Genomic DNA, 15963 nt, shown 5'->3' on the forward strand with positions numbered 1-15963 from the left:
CATGTCCTTGCTGTCCGATGGCCGACACCTCCACCGCCGCTACGAGCGGAGACCGGAAGATGGCATCACAGCCTCGCCGTGATGCCATCGAAGACTCACCCACTGAGATGATGTCTTACTCTGGCCGGACAATCTGGGTCATCTCGGCATCGGGGCTGGCTGCTGGTGAAGGTGCGGGCCTTCTGGCGGTGTCGCTGATGCGCATCAGGATGCCGACCAAGGCCCAGTTGGCGATGACGGAGGAACCGCCATATGCGAGGAAGGGCATGGTCATGCCTGTCAGCGGGATCAAGCCCATGACGCCTCCGGCGACGACGAAGACTTGGATGGCGAAGGCACCGGACAGGCCAGCCGCGAGCAGCTTGCCGAACGGATCACGAGCAGCGAGCGCGGTGCGAAGACCGCGCTCCGTGATCAGACCGTAAATCAACAAGATCGCCATGACTCCGGCGAGTCCGATCTCCTCGCCGAAAGTTGCGAGGACGAAGTCGGAGTTGGCAGCAAACTTGATCAGATCCGAGTGGCCTTGCCCGAGACCAGCACCGAGCACACCGCCGGAACCAAAGGACCAAAGAGCCTGCATCGCTTGCTCGGAGTGGCCAGGCACACCCTGGCGGCTGAGCATGTACTCACGCATTGGATCCAACCAAGCCTGCACACGGCTCTGCACATGCGGCTCGAAGCTCGCCACACCAACCGCGCCGACTGCAGACATCAACAAACCGAAGATGATCCAGCTCGTACGCTCTGTGGCGACGTACAGCATGACGACGAACATTCCGAAGAAAAGCAGCGACGTACCAAGGTCGGTCTCGAAGACGAGGATGAGGATCGACATCGCCCAAACGACGATGATCGGACCGAGGTCGCGACCCCGAGGCAGGTAGAGCCCCATGAAGCGACGTGACGCCAGGGCCAGGGCATCCCGCTTCACCATCAGGTAACCAGCAAAGAAGACGGCAATAACGATCTTCGCGAACTCACCGGGCTGGATGGAGAAACCGCCGACGCTGATCCAGATCTTGGCGCCGAAGACATTCATGCCGAGGCCTGGGACCAATGGAAGCAGCAACAATACGAGCGCGCTGACCATTGAGATATAGGTGTAACGCTGCAGAACCCGGTGGTCCTTCATCAGCAGGAGCACTCCGACGAACAGAGCGATACCGATCGCCGAGTACATCAGCTGATTCGGAGCTGAGGGGCTGAAGGATCCGTACTGGTCCTTCGCCAGCTGTTGGAGCCGCTCAGACTGGTCCAGCCGCCAGATGATCACCAGACCGAGGCCGTTGAGCAGCGTGGCCAACGGCAACAACAGCGGGTCCGCGTACGCGGCGAACTTGCGTACGACGATGTGGCCGACGGCTGCAAGCAGGCCGAGCCCCATCCCGTACCCGAGCATGCCGGTGGGCACCTCGCCCGTCAGTGCGAGTCCCACATTCATGTAGGCGAACAACGGGATGACGACCGCGAAAGCGAGCAGCGCGAGTTCGGTGTTGCGCCGGCTCGGCGCTCCGATCGCGCCGATCGTCGACGTTTGTGTAGTACTGCTCATGGCGTGCAGAGGCCCCCAACGGCTGCTTACTGCTTACCGCACAGCGGGACCAGCTTCTGCTCATCCTCGGAGAGGCTGGGGCCGGGTGTGGGAGTCGGTGCGGTCTTGGACTTGTTCTTGTCGGTGGTGCTGTTCTTGTCGTTCTTGTCGGCCGGGTCCGACGGGTTCGTGGTGGGGTCGTCGCCCGGAGCCTTGGTCAAGCCGGTCGTGCCGCCCGCCTCGCCCTCACCGGGCTTGGCGTTCTCCTGGCGGTTCTCGCGCTCCACCTCGCGGCGCTCGGCGTCCTTCTTGCACGCGGAGGCCTGGAGACCCAGCTCCTGGATCTTGCTCCTGGCCTCGTCGAGGTTGCCCTCGGCGATGGTGGCCTCGACCTGCTTGCGCTGGTACGGCGGCAGGTACTTGAGTTCGATCTCGGGGTGGTCCTTCTCCACCTTCGACAGGCTGACCCAGGCGAGATCCTGGTCGATGCCGCGGTAGAGGGCGATGTGTTCGTCCTTCGTGCCCACGTAGTACTGGGTCTGCGTCCAGCGGTAGCCGCCGTAGAGACCGCCGCCGATGACGGCGAGCGCGAGCACCACGTAGAGGGATCTCTTGAGCCACTTGCGGCCGCCGGGCTTCACGAAGTCATCGTCGTCGTACGCCCCGAAGCTGCCCTCGGGGACGTACCCCGTGGTGTCGCCGCTTCCGGGGGGCCCGAAGCCGCCGCCCTGCCCGTGGGGGCTCTGCGGCGGCACCGGACGGCCGAGGCCCGAGGCGCGGCCCGCGGGCGTCTGCATGGCGCCGTCGTCCTGCGACTGGAGTTGGTTCTCGGCGACCGCGCCGACCACCACGGGGGTGTCGGACAGCTGACCGGCGAGGGTGTCGCCGCTGTCGATGTCCAGGACGTCGGCGACGATCACCGTGATGTTGTCGGGGCCGCCGCCGCGCAGCGCGAGCTGGATCAGCTCCTGCACGGTCTCCTGCGGGCCCTGGTAGGACGCGAGGGCGTCCTCCATGGTCTGGTGCGATACGACTCCGGAGAGGCCGTCCGAGCAGATCAGGTACCGGTCGCCGGCGCGGACCTCGCGGATGGAGAGGTCCGGCTCCACGTGGTCACCGCTGCCCAGCGCGCGCATCAGCAGGGAGCGCTGCGGGTGGGTGGTGGCCTCTTCCTCGGTGATGCGGCCCTCGTCGACGAGGCGCTGCACCCAGGTGTGGTCCTGGGTGATCTGCGTGAGCACGCCGTCCCGCAGGAGGTACGCGCGCGAGTCGCCGACGTGTACGAGACCGAGGCGCTGCCCCGTCCACAGGAGTGCGGTCAGGGTCGTCCCCATGCCCTCCAGCTGGGGGTCCTCCTCGACCATCAGCCGCAGCTGGTCGTTGGCCCGCTGCACGGCCGTGCCGAGCGACGTCAGGATGTCCGAGCCCGGGACGTCGTCGTCGAGCGTGACGAGCGTCGAGATGACCTCGGAACTCGCCACCTCGCCCGCCGCCTGGCCCCCCATGCCGTCGGCGATGGCGAGGAGACGGGGGCCGGCGTAACCGGAGTCCTCGTTCCCCTCCCGGATCATGCCCTTGTGCGATCCGGCGGCGAAACGCAGAGAGAGACTCATGCGCACCTCGCCCGTCGGCTCCGGGTACATCCGCACGGTGCCCACCCTCCGGTCGGGAGCGCGCCGGCGTCCAGTGCCTGGACAGCCGCTTCGGCTCGCTCGCTCCGCTCGCGCTCATTCATGATGTAGCACTACTTCCGCAGCTCAATGACGGTCTTGCCGATGCGGATCGGCGCGCCCAGCGGAACGGGCGTCGGGGTGGTGAGTCGGGTCCGGTCGAGATACGTGCCGTTGGTGGACCCGAGATCCTCGACGATCCACTGGCCGTCACGGTCCGGGTAGATCCTGGCATGCCTGCTGGAGGCGTAGTCGTCGTCCAGCACGATCGTCGAATCGTGCGCACGGCCCAGCGTGATGGTCTGGCCCTGCAACGCGACCGTCGTGCCCGCGAGGATGCCCTCGGAGACGACCAGCTTGGTGGGGGCGCCGCGGCGCTGGCGGCCACCGCCGCCCTGCTGCTGGCGCTGCTGGGGAGGCGCGGCCTGCTGCTGTCGGGCGGCCTGTTGCGGCCGCTCGCGGCGCGAACCGCGCTGTGTGACGCGCGTTCCGAACAGGTCGCTGCGGATGACCTGGACGGCCACGATCACGAACAGCCACAGAACAGCTAGGAAACCTAGCCGCATGACCGTCAGGGTCAGCTCTGACATTGCCCCCGCTTCACCCTTCGGCTTGCCGGTAAACGATGGTGGTTTGGCCCACGACGATCCGCGAGCCGTCGCGGAGCGTAGCGCGGGTGGTGTGCTGCCCGTCTACCACGATGCCGTTGGTAGACCCGAGATCCTGGATCGTCGAGGGCGTTCCGGTCCGGATCTCACAGTGCCGGCGGGAGACGCCGGGGTCGTCGATCCGCACATCGGCGTCGGTGCTGCGTCCCAGCACCAGCGTCGGGCGGGAGATCTGATGGCGGTTGCCGTTGATCTCGATCCAGCGCCGCACCTGGGCGCCCGGAAGCGGACCGGCGCCGGGGCCCGAAGGTCTCGCCGCCGCCGGGGACTGGCCGCCGGGGCGGCCGGCGCCGGGCGGTGGTGCCGCCGGCATGGGAGGTGCCCCGCCGGGAGCCCCGGAGGAACTGGAGGAAGGCGACTGCGGATAGCCATAGCCGCCGCCCGCTCCGCGGCCGGGAGCCGCGGGGCCGCTGGGGCCGGGGCCCGTCGCGGCCCGCTCGGGAGCCTGGGAGCTGCTGGAGGCGAGCGTGCGGCTGCGGACGCGGTACAGGCCGGTGTCGAGGTCCTCGGCCTTCTCCAGGTGGACCTTGATGGGCCCCATGAAGCTGTAGCGCTGCTGCTTGGCGTAGTCGCGCACCATGCCGGAGAGCTCGTCGCCGAGCTGCCCGGAGTAGGGGCTCAGACGCTCGAAGTCGGGCGCGCTGAGCTCCACGATGAAATCGTTGGGGACGACGGTCCGCTCGCGGTTCCAGATCGTCGCGTTGTTGTCGCACTCACGCTGGAGGGCGCCGGCGATCTCGACAGGCTGAACCTCGGACTTGAACACCTTGGCGAAGGTGCCGTTGACCAGACCTTCGAGTCGCTGCTCGAACTTCTTCAGGACTCCCATGGGGCACCTCCTCCGTCGTAGTCATCCTGGTACTGCTTACTGATCGTATCCACGCGCCGGGAAATCGGCTGGTTCCCCCTGTCCGCCCAGTCGACGAGTGTCGCCTCTCACAAGGCATGCCCGCACCAGGCCCCAGGGATCCTCCCAGGACCCCTGACGAGCCCCTGACTTCCGGTTCCGGAAACCCTTCCGGGTGGGTGCTCGGAATGCCTGCTCAAGACTCCTCTTACCAGGGATCGTAGAGGGGGTCCCAATCCAGTGTCCCGCACCTGGCTGCCGACCTCGGCGGCTCGGCGGGGAGCGGGGCGGCGCGGGTGGGGCGTGGGTGGGGTGTGGACGGGTGTTCGGGGTGTCCGGGGGCGGGCGGGGGTTGAGTGCGGGTCGGGCGTGGTGTGGAGCCTGGGGGTGCGAGCGGGGGTGCGGGCGCGGGGTTCGGACGCGGGGCGGGGTGGGAGCGGGGACGGTGGCGCGCGTCGGTGAGGGGCGGATCCCTGGGCAGGTGCCCGCCGAATACGGATGTGAATCCACCCTCCGCAGCGTGCTAATCTTCTGGATGTCGGCAGGCGCTCGCACCACACAGTGAGAGACCCAAAGACAACACCCATGCGCGGGTGGCGGAATAGGCAGACGCGCTGGATTCAGGTTCCAGTGCCCGAAAGGGCGTGGGGGTTCAACTCCCCCCTCGCGCACCATGAGGAAGCGGTTCTCCTCCGGATGAAAGTCCGGAGGAGGACCGCTTCTTTCTGTGTCCGTCGCCGGTCCGAGATCGACTTGGTCGCTGCCCGGTGCGGGGCAGTGATGTATGTCACCGAAGTTATCCACAGGCTCTGACGGGCGTCGACGAGCGGCGGTACCTTCGAGGCCAGGGTCGTTGGTCGGGCGGGTTTCGGCGGGGGCGATGGGCATGGCGGAGCTGAGCAGGGGCGAGGGGTTCGGGGGCGCGGTTCCCGGACAGCGAGGCGGCCGGGGGCGGGACGCGGCGCCGGACGGGCGGCTGCCGAGGGTGCCGGGGTTCGCGGCCTGGCCCGCGCAGGGATCTCCCAAGGACGAGGGCAAGGCGCTGCGTAAGCGGGTCGCCCGCTCCGCGCACGCGCAGTTCGAGGAGGGCGTCGGACGCCCTGACCCCGTGGCCGCCGTCGAGGAGTCGAACCGCAGCAGGCTCCCGGAGCTCGCGCCGATCCGGGTGGGCAGGATGGCCGCCTCTCCCTTCGCGTTCCTGCGGGGTTCCGCGGGACTCATGGCGTACGACCTCGCGCGTGCCCCGCTGACCGGTATCGGCGCCCAGATCTGCGGGGACGCGCACGCGGCGAACTTCGGGCTCTACGGGGACGCGCGCGGCGGCCTCGTCATCGACCTCAACGACTTCGACGAGACGGTGCACGGCCCCTGGGAGTGGGACCTCAAGCGGCTGGTCACCTCCCTGGTCCTCGCGGGGCGCGAGGCCGGGGCCGGCGAGGACGTCTGCGCGGTCGCCGCACTGGACGCCGTCGGAGCCTATCGCCGCACCATGCGGCTGCTCGCGAAGCTCCCGGCGCTGGACGCGTGGAACGCCATCGCGGACGAGGCACTGGTCTCGCACACGGACGCGCGTGACCTCCTCGGCACGCTGGAGCGCGTCTCCGAGAAGGCCCGGCAGAACACGAGCGCCCGGTTCGCCGCGAAGTCGACGGAGCGGGTCGAGGGCGGTGACGGTTCCGAGGGTCGGCGCTTCGTCGACACCCCGCCCGTGCTGCGCCGCGTACCGGACGCGGAAGCGGCCGCCGTGGCCGCTTCCCTCGGGGAGTACCGGGAGACGCTCACCGAGGACCGGCTGCCGCTGCTCGGGCGGTACGCGATCCAGGACGTGGCATTCCGCGTGGTGGGCACGGGCAGCGTCGGCCTGCGGTCGTATGTGGTGCTGCTGCTCGACCACCGGGGCGAGCCGCTGGTGCTCCAGGTCAAGGAGGTGCGGCCCTCCGCCCTGCTGCCGCATCTGCCCGGGGCGGGCTTCAAGGTGCCCGACACCGCGCACGAGGGGCGGCGGGTGGTGTCCGGTCAGAAGCGGATGCAGGTCGTCAGCGACTTCCTCCTCGGGTGGACGACGGTGGACGGACGGCCCTTCCAGGTACGCCAGTTCAGGAACCGCAAGGGCAGCGTGGACCCGGCGGCGCTGAGCCCCGACCAGCTCGACGACTACGGCCGCATGACCGGCGCCCTGCTGGCCCGTGCCCACGCGCACAGCGCCGACCCACGTCTCATAGCGGGGTACTGCGGCAAGAGCGACGAGCTGGACGAGGCGATGGCACGGTTCGCGACGGCGTACGCGGACCGTACGGAGGCGGATCACGCGCTGCTGGTGCGGGCGGTCAAGGAGGGGCGGATAGCCGCCGAGGCGGGGGTGTGACGGACGTGCTCGCGGTGTACTTCCGGGGCGGGGCGCCGGGTGCCCTACGCTGGACGAGTGACGATCCCGGAAGCCGAGCCGACGCAGCCCGAGTCCCCTGAGACCCCCGTGTCTTCTGAGGCCTCCGCGTCTCCTGAGACCCCCGGCGAGGGGGCGCGGCGACCGGGCTCCGAGGGGCGGCTCAAGGACCAGCTGAAGGAGCGGCTCAGGGCGCGGTCACAAGGAGCGGGCGAGGGCGAAGCGCCTCGTGAGGAGCCGGTCGCGCGGCCCGAGGAGCGCCTCGAGAGGGCCGTGCGCGCCGCCGAGCAGGCGCTGATCGAGTACGAGATCGCGTTGGAGACCTTCCGGGTGGAGGTCGAGAACTTCTCCCGGCTGCACCACCAGAAGCTCGGCCCGATGTACGCGCGCCTCGACGAACTGGACGCGCGGATCGCCGAGGCCACCGCGGCCCGCACCGGCGACCCCGAGGACGTGCGCAAGGCGGAAGAGGCGCGGGCGCGGGTGATGCCGATGCCGGGCGTCGAGGAACTGTTCCACGGCTGGATGGACGACGAGGGGCTCTACCCCGAGGCCGCCGCGATGCTGACCGATCAGTCGGTGCGGCCCCCGCAGCGGGTGCGGCCCGGCGAGGAGGCCCGCAAGCTCTACCGCGAGCTGGCCCGCAAGGCCCACCCGGACCTGGCGCAGGAAGAGGGCGAGCGGCAGCGGCGCGAGGAGTTCATCACGCGTGTCAACGCCGCGTACGCCCGCGGGGACGAGGCGCTGCTGCGGGAGCTCTCCGAGGAGTGGGCCGCGGGGCCGGTGCCCGAGGAGCAGCGGCTCACCCGCAGCGAGGAGCTGTACGCGAGGCTCGAATGGCTCGCCCAGCGCAAGGAACTCCTCACGGTCCTCGCCAAGGAGCTGGAGGAGAGCGCGATCGGCGGCATGCTGCGCCTCGCGCCCGACGACCCGGACACGCTCCTCGACGAGATCGCCGAGCAGCTGCTCGCGCAGGTCGCCGAGCGCGAGGCCGAGCTGGAGCGGCTGACCGCCTAGTCGCGCCGGGCGCCTCGGTCGCGCCGGTCGCGTCCGCGGGCGGGCGCGGGTCGGGTAGCGTCGGGGACATGGCTTTCGGAACTCATGTGCCCACGGTCGGCGTCGAAGACCTCACGAGCGGCGACTTTCTGCTGGACGTCCGGGAGGACGACGAGTGGCAGGCGGGCCACGCGGCGGGTGCGCTGCACATTCCGATGAGTGAATTCGTCTCCCGCTACGGCGAGTTGACCGAGGCCGCGCCGCAGGACGGCAAGGTCAACGTCATCTGCCGGTTCGGCGGTCGCTCCGCCCAGGTCGCGATGTACCTCGGGCAGCAGGGCATCGACGCGGTGAACGTCGCCGGTGGCATGGAGGCCTGGGCCGCCGCGGGCCGCCCCGTCGTCGACGACAAGGGCGAGCCGGGCTCCGTCATCTGAGACCGCGCCCGCGGCGTATGGGCTTACCCGTCTGCGCCGAGCTGCCTGAGCCGCCTCAGCCGAGCGCGTGGGTGGCCAGCAGATCGCCCAGGGTCTCCTCGTGTGCCGCTGCCGGGCCGAGGGAGAGCTCCAGCTGCTTGGCCCAGGCGTGGTAGCGGTGCAGGGGGTAATCGGTGTCGGCGCCGAAACCGCCGTGCAGGTGCTGGGCCGTCTGCACGACCCTTCGTACGCCGTCGGACGCCCAGATCTTGGCGACGGACACGTCCGCGGTGGTGGGCAGGGCGCCGTCCGCGCCGGTGCTGACGCGCCAGGCGGCCTGCCAGAGGGTGACCTCCATGGCGCGCAGGTCGATATAGCGGTCGGCGGCCTGCACGGCCACGGCCTGGAACGTGGCCACGGGGTGGCCGAACTGCTCGCGCCTGCCGGTGTATTCAGCGGTCATACGCAGGACGCCCTCGCCGAGGCCCAGGGCGAGCGCGCAGGCGCCGGTGGTGAGCAGGTCGCGGAGCCGGTCCCAGGCGCCGTCGGCCTCGATGACGTCGGACGCGGCGACGCGGACGCCCTCCAGGCGCAGCTCGGCGAGGCGCTCTCCGCTGGTGGAGTACTGCTCGGCGAGGGTGAGGCCGTCGTGGTCGCGCGGGACGAGGGCGAGGATGGTGCGCCCGTCGGGTGTGTGGGTGGGGATGACGACCAGGTCGGCGTTCTGCGCCCAGGGGACGGCCGTGTGCAGCCCGTCGAGGAGCCAGGCGCCGTCGTCGCGCCGCGCGGTGACGGCCAGTTCGGCCGGGTCGTGGCCGGTGCGGCCGGTGGCGGCGACGGTCAGGACGAGTTCTCCGCGCACGGCTCGGGGGAGAACCCGCTGCTTCACATCATCGCCGCCGTACGTCTGTACGGCCCATACGGCGGCGCTGTTCTCCAGCAGTGGGACCCGTGCGAGGACCTTCGCGGACTCGCGGAGCACCAGGCACAGGGCGATGGCGTCGAGGCCCACGCCGTCATGCTCGGTGCCGACGAGCAGGCCGAGGAGGTCGGCGTCGGCCAGCCTGGACCACAGGGCGCGGTCGAAGTCCTCGGCGACGGCGCCGGGCGTGAGTGCCGGGCTCGGCACCCCGTCCGGTACGACGTCGGCGAAGAGCGCCTTGGCCGTCTCGACCACGGCCTGCTGTTCCTCGGTGAAGGTGAAGTCCACTGCCTGTCCTCCCGTGCACCGGTCCCGCGTACCTGACGGGGCGTCAAGATAGAACAGGTTCTAGAGGAAGGGAACAGAGAGGGGCAGGGAGGGGTAGGGAGAGGCGCGGGTGAGGCGGGGGTGGGGACGGGGCGTCCGGCGGTTGGGGACGTGCGGTCAGCGGTCGAAGTCCAGCTCCACCGTGGCCGTGACCGGGCGCGACTGGCACGCCAGTACATAGCCGGCTTCCGTCTCCTCCGGTTCCAGCGCGAAGTTCCGGTCCATCCGGACCTCGCCCGAGACCCGGAAGGCGCGGCAGGTCCCGCACACCCCGCCCTTGCAGGCGTAGGGCGCGTCCGCGCGGTTGCGCAGGACCGTCTCCAGCAGCGTCTCGCCGTCCAGGACGGGCCAGGTGCCCGAGCGGCCGTCGAGGGTGGCCGTCACCGTGCTGTCCGAGACCGTGGCCGTCGGGGTCGGGGCCTGGGCCGCGGTGGCCACACCGCCGTCCACGTGGAAGATCTCCTCGTGGATGCGCCCACGGGGCACCCCCAGGGCGCGCAGGGTCCGCTCCGCGCCCTGCACAAGGCCGAACGGGCCGCACAGGAACCAGCCATCGACCTCCGCCACGGGCAGCAACGCCGGCAGGAGCCGGGTGAGCCGCTCCTCGTCGAGACGTCCGGAGTCGAGGCCAGCCTGCTGCTCCTCGCGGGAGAGGACGGTCACCAGCTGGAACCGGTCAGGCCAGCGGTCCTTGAGGTCGGCGACCTCCTCCAGGAACATCGTCGAGGCGGCGGTGCGGTCACTGCGGATGAGGCAGAAGTCGGCCAGCGGTTCGCGCTCCAGGAGCGTCGTGACGATGGAGAGCACCGGGGTGATCCCGCTGCCGCCGACCACCGCCGCGTAGCGTCCGGGCGCGGGCTCCAGGGTGAAACGGCCGGCCGGAGTCATCACCTCCAGCTCGTCGCCTATGGCCAGCTCCTTGAAGGCGTACGTCGAGAAGGCGCCGTCCTCGACGAGGCGCACCCCGACCCGCAGCGTCCGGGGCTCGTCCGCGGCGTCGGGGCGCGGGGCGGGGGAGCAGATCGAGTACGTACGCCGGATCTCGGTGCCGTCGGCGAAGCGGCGTATGGCCAGGTGCTGGCCCGGGGCGAAGCGGTATTCCTCGCGCAGGGCGGGCGGCACGTCGAAGGTCAGCGTCACGGAGTCGTCGGTGAGCCGGTCGACCGCCGCTACCCGGAGCGGGTGGAAGCGGGCCATCACAACTCCTTGAAGTGATCGAAGGGTTCACGGCAGGAGGCGCAGCGGCGCAACGCCTTGCAGGCCGTGGAGGAGAAGCGGCTCAGCAGCTCCGTGTCGGTCGAGCCGCAGTGCGGGCAGCGGATCGTCAGGCTCAGGGGGACCGGGCCGTCCGCCGGGTGGGAGCGCGGCGGCGCGATGCCGAACTCGGCGAGCTTGCGGCGGCCTTCGGCGCTGATGTCGTCCGTCGACCAGGCGGGGGAGAGCACCGTGCGCACCGAGACCTCGGCCATGCCGTGCTCGTACAGCACCTGCTCTATGTCGGAGGTCATGGCCTCGATCGCCGGGCAGCCGGTGTACGTGGGGGTCAGCTCGACGTCGACCTTGCCGGGAGCGAGGAGCCGCACGCCGCGCACCACACCGAGGTCGGCCAGGGTGAGCACCGGCAGCTCCGGGTCGGGGACCGAGCCCGCGAGGGCCAGGAGCTCCGCCTCCAGGGCGCTGGGCGAGGTCGTCACCATGACGCCCCCGGATGGCTGCGGTGCAGATGCTGCATCTCGGCGATCATGCGTCCGAACGGTTCGGTGTGCAGGCCCTGGCGTCCGGCGCCCGCCGTCCACGCACCGACCTGCGGCCCGTCCGGCACGGTCAGGGTGGCCCGCTCGATGACGGCGGTCACCGAGGCCGTCCAACCGTCCCGCAGTGCCTGGCAGTCGACGTCCAGGCCGTCCACCGGCTGGAACATCTCGCCGGTGAAGCGCCACAGCGCGTCGAGTCCGCGCTGCATGCGCTCGTGGCTCTCTGCCGTCCCGTCGCCGAGCCGCAGCGTCCACTGCTCGGCGTGGTCCTGGTGGTAGGCGACCTCCTTGACGGCCTTCGCCGCCAGGGGCGCGAACTCGCCGTCTCCGGCGGCCAACTGGCCGTACAGCAGGGTCTGGTAGGTGGAGAAGTAGAGCTGGCGGGCGATGGTGTGTGCGAAGTCGCCGTTCGGCTGCTCGACCAGTTGGAGGTTGCGGAAGGCGCGCTCCTCGCGGAGGTATGCCAGCTCGTCCTCGTCGCCGGCCAGGGAGAGCAGGACGCGGGCCTGGCCGAGCAGGTCGAGGGCGATGTTCGCGAGGGCGACCTCCTCTTCGAGGACGGGGGCGTGTCCCGCCCACTCCCCCAGGCGGTGCGAGAGCACCAGGGCGTCGTCCCCCAGGGCGAGGGCGGGCTGGGCCCGCGTCGACGTGGCGGCGGGGGTGGGTGTGGCGGTCACAGGTGCTTCACCCCCTCCGGGATCTCGTAGAACGTCGGGTGGCGGTAGGGCTTGTCACCGGCCGGCTCGAAGAAGGAGTCCTTCTCGTCCGGCGAGGAGGCGGTGATCGCGGCGGAGGGCACGACCCAGAGGGAGACGCCTTCGCTCCTGCGGGTGTAGAGGTCGCGGGCGTTGCGCAGGGCCATCTCCGCGTCGGGCGCGTGCAGGCTGCCGGCGTGGGTGTGGGAGAGCCCGCGGCGGGAGCGGACGAAGACCTCCCACAGCGGCCAGTCGGTCGAGCTGCTCATGCTGTCGCCTCTCCGTGCTGTGCGGCGGTGCCCTGTCGTGCGGCGGTGCCCTGTCGTGCGGTGTCGCCGGCGTGCGGGCTGTCCGTGCGGGGCGCGGCCGCTTGCTTCACGGCGTAGGCCGCCGCGGCCTCCCGGACCCAGGCACCCTCCTCGTGGGCGCGCCTGCGCTGGGTGATGCGCTGGTCGTTGCAGGGGCCGTTCCCCTTGAGGACGTCCCAGAACTCCGTCCAGTCGATGGGGCCGAAGTCGTAGTGGCCCCGCGCCTCGTTCCACACCAGGTCCGGGTCGGGGAGTGTCAGGCCGAGCGACTCGGCCTGGGGGACGCAGATGTCCACGAAGCGCTGGCGCAGCTCGTCGTTCGAGTGGCGCTTGATCTTCCATGTCATCGACTGCTCGGAGTGCGAGGACTCGTCGTCGGGCGGCCCGAACATCATCAGCGAGGGCCACCACCAGCGGTTCACCGCGTCCTGCGCCATCTCGTGCTGCGCCCGGGTGCCGCGGCTGAGGGCGAGCAAGGACTCGTACCCCTGGCGCTGGTGGAAGGACTCCTCCTTGCAGACGCGGACCATCGCGCGGGCATAGGGGCCGTATGAACAGCGGCAGAGGGGGACCTGGTTGGTGATCGCGGCGCCGTCCACGAGCCAGCCGATCGCGCCGACGTCCGCCCAGGTCAGCGTGGGGTAATTGAAGATCGACGAGTACTTCTGGCGGCCCGAGTGCAGCTTGTCGAGCAGCTCGTCGCGGCTGGTGCCGAGCGTCTCGGCGGCGCTGTAGAGATACAGGCCGTGGCCCGCCTCGTCCTGCACCTTGGCCATGAGGATCGCCTTGCGCCGCAGGGAGGGGGCGCGCGTGATCCAGTTCGCCTCCGGCTGCATGCCGATGATCTCGGAGTGGGCGTGCTGCGCGATCTGCCGGACCAAGGACGCGCGATAGGCGTCCGGCATCCAGTCGCGCGGCTCGATGCGCTCGTCGGCGGCGACCGCCTCGTCGAAGGCGGCCTGCTGCTCGGCCGAGGACGTCGCTTCGACCGGCTCCGTCCTCGCCGCCCTGTGTGCGGCTGCTGTCGCCATCTCGGTCCCCCTCGACCTGAGCGAACTCGACCTGAGCGAACCGACCGACCGATCGTTCGGTTCGTTGGATTCAATGGTGCGGCGCGGCGCCATAAGGTGTCAACCCTGTGGATAACTTCGCGAACGCTGTGCGCGGCGGGCGGGCCTGAGTACCGTTCCGGCGGCAGGGTTCGAGCGGGATCGGGGAACGGGGCGGAATGGACGGGAACGACAAGGGCACGGGCGGGGAGCCCAGGGAGCCTGCCGGGCCCCGCCCGCAGGCCTCAGGGCCAGGCCCGCCTTGCCGCCCGACCCGGCGGCCACGCCCGGCACCCGGCTGCCGCGCCGCCCGCCCCGGCAGCGGCGCCCACCCCTCCACCCCCCGGCATCGCCGGACTGAAGCTCGGCTACCAGATCGCCGCGGCCTGCGTCCTCGTGCTCGTCGCCGTGGCCGCATGCGTCCACGTGGGGATGCTCTTCCTCCATGTGGCTCCCTCGAACACCCTGACCAAGCGGCACGGCGACGCGGTTGACGCGTGGATCTACCCCGAGTTCGAGCAGAACTGGAAGCTCTTCGCGCCCAACCCCCTCCAGCAGAACATCGCGGTGCAGGCCCGGGCGGAGCTCCGTACGGCCGACGGGGGGGTGCGGACGACCGACTGGTACGACCTCTCCGCGCGGGACGGCGCCGACATCGACGGCAACCTGCTGCCCAGCCACACGCAGCAGAACGAGCTGCGGCGCGCCTGGGACTTCTACGCCGGCTCGCACGACGCGCAGAATCGTCCCGTCGGCCTGCGGGGCCAGCTGTCCGAGCGCTACATCCGCCGCATCGCGTACATGCGGCTCGAACGGGAGCGGCCCGGCGGCAAGGGCGACGAGATCGTGCGCGTACAGCTGCGCTCCAGGACCACGAACGTGCGGCCGCCCAAGTGGAGCGAGGAGAAGGTCTCCCCCAAGCCGGTCCACCGGCTGCTCCCCTGGTGGTCCGTGACGCCCGACGACCTGCCGCTCGCCTCGGGAGACACCTCGGAGAACGGCTCGAAGAACGGGTCGGGAAGCACCTCGTCAGACGGTTCGGAGAACGGTTCGGGAAGCGGTCCGCGTCCGAACGCCGAGGGGACTGCCCGGTGACCCGTATCGAACGCCCGCTGGTGCGGGGGGTCAACAAGGCCACGGGAGCCGCCCTCGGCCCGTACCAGACCGCGGTGGTCCGCATAGGTTTCGCCGCCACCTGGCTGCTCTTCCTGCTGCGGGAATTCCCCCACCGCCACGAGATGTACGGGCCGGACGGCCCCTGGGACTGGGACATGGCCCGGCAGCTCATCTCGGGCAACCACGCCTTCACGGTCCTGATGTGGTCGGACGGGCGGCTCTGGTTCGAGGTCGTCTACGCGCTGGCGATGCTGAGCAGCGCCCTGCTGATGCTCGGCTGGCGCACGCGCACGATGTCCGTGCTGTTCATGATCGGTGTGCTGTCGCTCCAGAACCGCAGCATCTTCATCGGCGACGGCGGCGACAACGTCATCCATCTCATGGCGACCTATCTGGTGCTGACCCGGTGCGGCCAGGTCTGGTCGCTGGACGCGCGGCGTGCGGCACGCGCGCGTGCGGAAGCGGGCAGGGCGGTCGGCCAGGAGGTCGGCCAGGCGGTCGGCCAGGCCGCCGGCTGGGGCGTCGACCGGGTCGGGCCCGTGCTGTGGTGGGTGCTCGGGCTCGCCCTGTCCGTCGTGACCTTCATGGGGGAGCTCAGCGGCGGGTGGCTGCTGATCTTCTGGGGGCTGTGGCTCGCACACGGCCTGTGGGGGGCGGTGGGCCGCCGCGCCCCGCACGGCGAGCTGCGCAAGCTGCTCGACGTCCTCGCCAACATCGTCCACAACGCGGGCCTTCTCCTGATCATGGTCGAGGCCTGCCTGATCTACGCCACCGCGGGCTGGTACAAGATCCAGGGCAGTCGCTGGCAGGACGGCACGGCCGTGTACTACCCGCTGAACCTCGACTACTTCTCCCCGTGGCCCGCCCTCTCGGACCTGCTGTCGTCCAACGGCGTGATGCTGATGCTGGTGACGTACGGGACGGTCGCCGTGCAGGTGGCCTTCCCCTTCACCCTCATCAACCGCCGGGTGAAGAACGTCCTGCTGGCGGCGATGATCTTCGAGCACGCCGTGATCGCCGTCGTCCTCGGGCTGCCGTTCTTCTCACTGGCGATGATCGCGGCCGACGCGGTCTTCCTGCCGACGTCGTTCCTGCTGCGCCTGGGCGGGTGGGCGGCACGCGCGCGTGGAGCGGTGGTTTCCCGTGTGCCGCGCGCCCGTCCGGCGCTCGCCCGTCTGACGCGCAGGGGCCCTCTGCCGCGGACCCCCACGGACGCGCAGCGGGACGGGAAAGCCGCCGGTCACGCGCGCGTAGGCTTCACTCCATGAACAGGACGGA

At 70.5% G+C, this 15963-nt stretch carries 15 protein-coding genes and 1 tRNA gene; 6 read left to right on the plus strand and 10 right to left on the minus strand.

The genetic code is table 11. From position 1 onward, the window contains the following. Nucleotides 1-115: 115 nt before the first annotated feature. The 4 genes from KKZ08_RS19815 to KKZ08_RS19830 form a co-directional block, all read right to left on the minus strand. Entirely contained in the window at nt 116-1555 is a 1440-nt protein-coding gene (locus tag KKZ08_RS19815; protein WP_223775723.1) for an FtsW/RodA/SpoVE family cell cycle protein, read from the minus strand. A 26-nt stretch (nt 1556-1581) separates the two neighbouring features. Further along, the gene (locus KKZ08_RS19820; RefSeq protein WP_223775724.1) at nt 1582-3147 is read right to left on the minus strand and encodes a Stp1/IreP family PP2C-type Ser/Thr phosphatase; all 1566 of its coding nucleotides are present in this window, start codon (nt 3145-3147) and stop codon (nt 1582-1584) included. Nucleotides 3148-3278: 131 nt separating this feature from the next. Further along, nucleotides 3279-3794 (minus strand): FHA domain-containing protein, encoded by a 516-nt coding sequence (locus tag KKZ08_RS19825; RefSeq protein WP_127909422.1) that lies wholly within the window; start codon nt 3792-3794, stop codon nt 3279-3281. 10 nt (nt 3795-3804) lie between these two features. Further along, entirely contained in the window at nt 3805-4701 is an 897-nt protein-coding gene (locus KKZ08_RS19830; RefSeq protein ID WP_223775725.1) for a DUF3662 and FHA domain-containing protein, read from the minus strand. 605 nt (nt 4702-5306) lie between these two features. Between KKZ08_RS19830 and KKZ08_RS19835 the strand changes: the two genes are divergently transcribed. The 4 genes from KKZ08_RS19835 (at nt 5307) to KKZ08_RS19850 (ending at nt 8535) form a co-directional block, all read left to right on the plus strand. Then, nucleotides 5307-5393: transfer RNA gene (locus tag KKZ08_RS19835), tRNA-Leu, on the plus strand. Between the two features lie 212 nt (nt 5394-5605). Beyond that, nucleotides 5606-7084, plus strand: a complete 1479-nt coding sequence (locus tag KKZ08_RS19840; RefSeq protein WP_223775726.1) for a DUF2252 domain-containing protein — start codon at nt 5606-5608, stop codon at nt 7082-7084. Between the two features lie 291 nt (nt 7085-7375). Beyond that, nucleotides 7376-8119 carry a hypothetical protein gene (locus KKZ08_RS19845; protein ID WP_223779118.1) on the plus strand — a complete coding sequence of 248 codons (744 nt, stop codon included), beginning with the start codon at nt 7376-7378 and terminating at the stop codon, nt 8117-8119. Nucleotides 8120-8205: 86 nt separating this feature from the next. Next, nucleotides 8206-8535 (plus strand): rhodanese-like domain-containing protein, encoded by a 330-nt coding sequence (locus KKZ08_RS19850; protein WP_223779119.1) that lies wholly within the window; start codon nt 8206-8208, stop codon nt 8533-8535. Between the two features lie 55 nt (nt 8536-8590). Here the strand turns inward: KKZ08_RS19850 and KKZ08_RS19855 are convergent, their stop codons facing one another. The 6 genes from KKZ08_RS19855 to paaA all read right to left on the minus strand — a co-directional run bounded on the left by KKZ08_RS19855 (nt 8591) and on the right by paaA (nt 13551). After that, entirely contained in the window at nt 8591-9724 is a 1134-nt protein-coding gene (locus KKZ08_RS19855) for an acyl-CoA dehydrogenase family protein (RefSeq protein WP_223775727.1), read from the minus strand. Between the two features lie 156 nt (nt 9725-9880). Further along, a complete protein-coding gene (locus KKZ08_RS19860; protein ID WP_223775728.1) occupies nt 9881-10960 on the minus strand; it encodes a 2Fe-2S iron-sulfur cluster-binding protein in 1080 nt (359 codons plus the stop codon). Further along, complete coding sequence (paaD, locus tag KKZ08_RS19865; RefSeq protein ID WP_223775729.1) at nt 10960-11460, minus strand: 1,2-phenylacetyl-CoA epoxidase subunit PaaD; 501 nt, start codon at nt 11458-11460, stop codon at nt 10960-10962. Before paaD ends, KKZ08_RS19860 begins: the two co-directional genes overlap by 1 nt. Then, the gene (gene paaC, locus KKZ08_RS19870; RefSeq protein WP_223775730.1) at nt 11454-12194 is read right to left on the minus strand and encodes a 1,2-phenylacetyl-CoA epoxidase subunit PaaC; all 741 of its coding nucleotides are present in this window, start codon (nt 12192-12194) and stop codon (nt 11454-11456) included. Before paaC ends, paaD begins: the two co-directional genes overlap by 7 nt. Continuing rightward, entirely contained in the window at nt 12191-12481 is a 291-nt protein-coding gene (gene paaB / locus KKZ08_RS19875; RefSeq protein ID WP_223775731.1) for a 1,2-phenylacetyl-CoA epoxidase subunit PaaB, read from the minus strand. Before paaB ends, paaC begins: the two co-directional genes overlap by 4 nt. Further along, a complete protein-coding gene (paaA, locus tag KKZ08_RS19880; RefSeq protein ID WP_223775732.1) occupies nt 12478-13551 on the minus strand; it encodes a 1,2-phenylacetyl-CoA epoxidase subunit PaaA in 1074 nt (357 codons plus the stop codon). Before paaA ends, paaB begins: the two co-directional genes overlap by 4 nt. Before the next feature lie 240 nt (nt 13552-13791). Between paaA and KKZ08_RS19885 the strand changes: the two genes are divergently transcribed. Then, entirely contained in the window at nt 13792-14664 is an 873-nt protein-coding gene (locus KKZ08_RS19885) for a DUF5819 family protein (protein WP_223779120.1), read from the plus strand. Beyond that, nucleotides 14661-15953: an HTTM domain-containing protein gene (locus KKZ08_RS19890; protein WP_223775733.1), complete on the plus strand. Its 1293-nt coding sequence runs from the start codon at nt 14661-14663 to the stop codon at nt 15951-15953. Before KKZ08_RS19885 ends, KKZ08_RS19890 begins: the two co-directional genes overlap by 4 nt. Nucleotides 15954-15963: the final 10 nt, after the last annotated feature.

This window comes from Streptomyces sp. 135 (assembly GCF_020026305.1).
Taxonomy (GTDB): Bacteria; Actinomycetota; Actinomycetes; order Streptomycetales; family Streptomycetaceae; genus Streptomyces.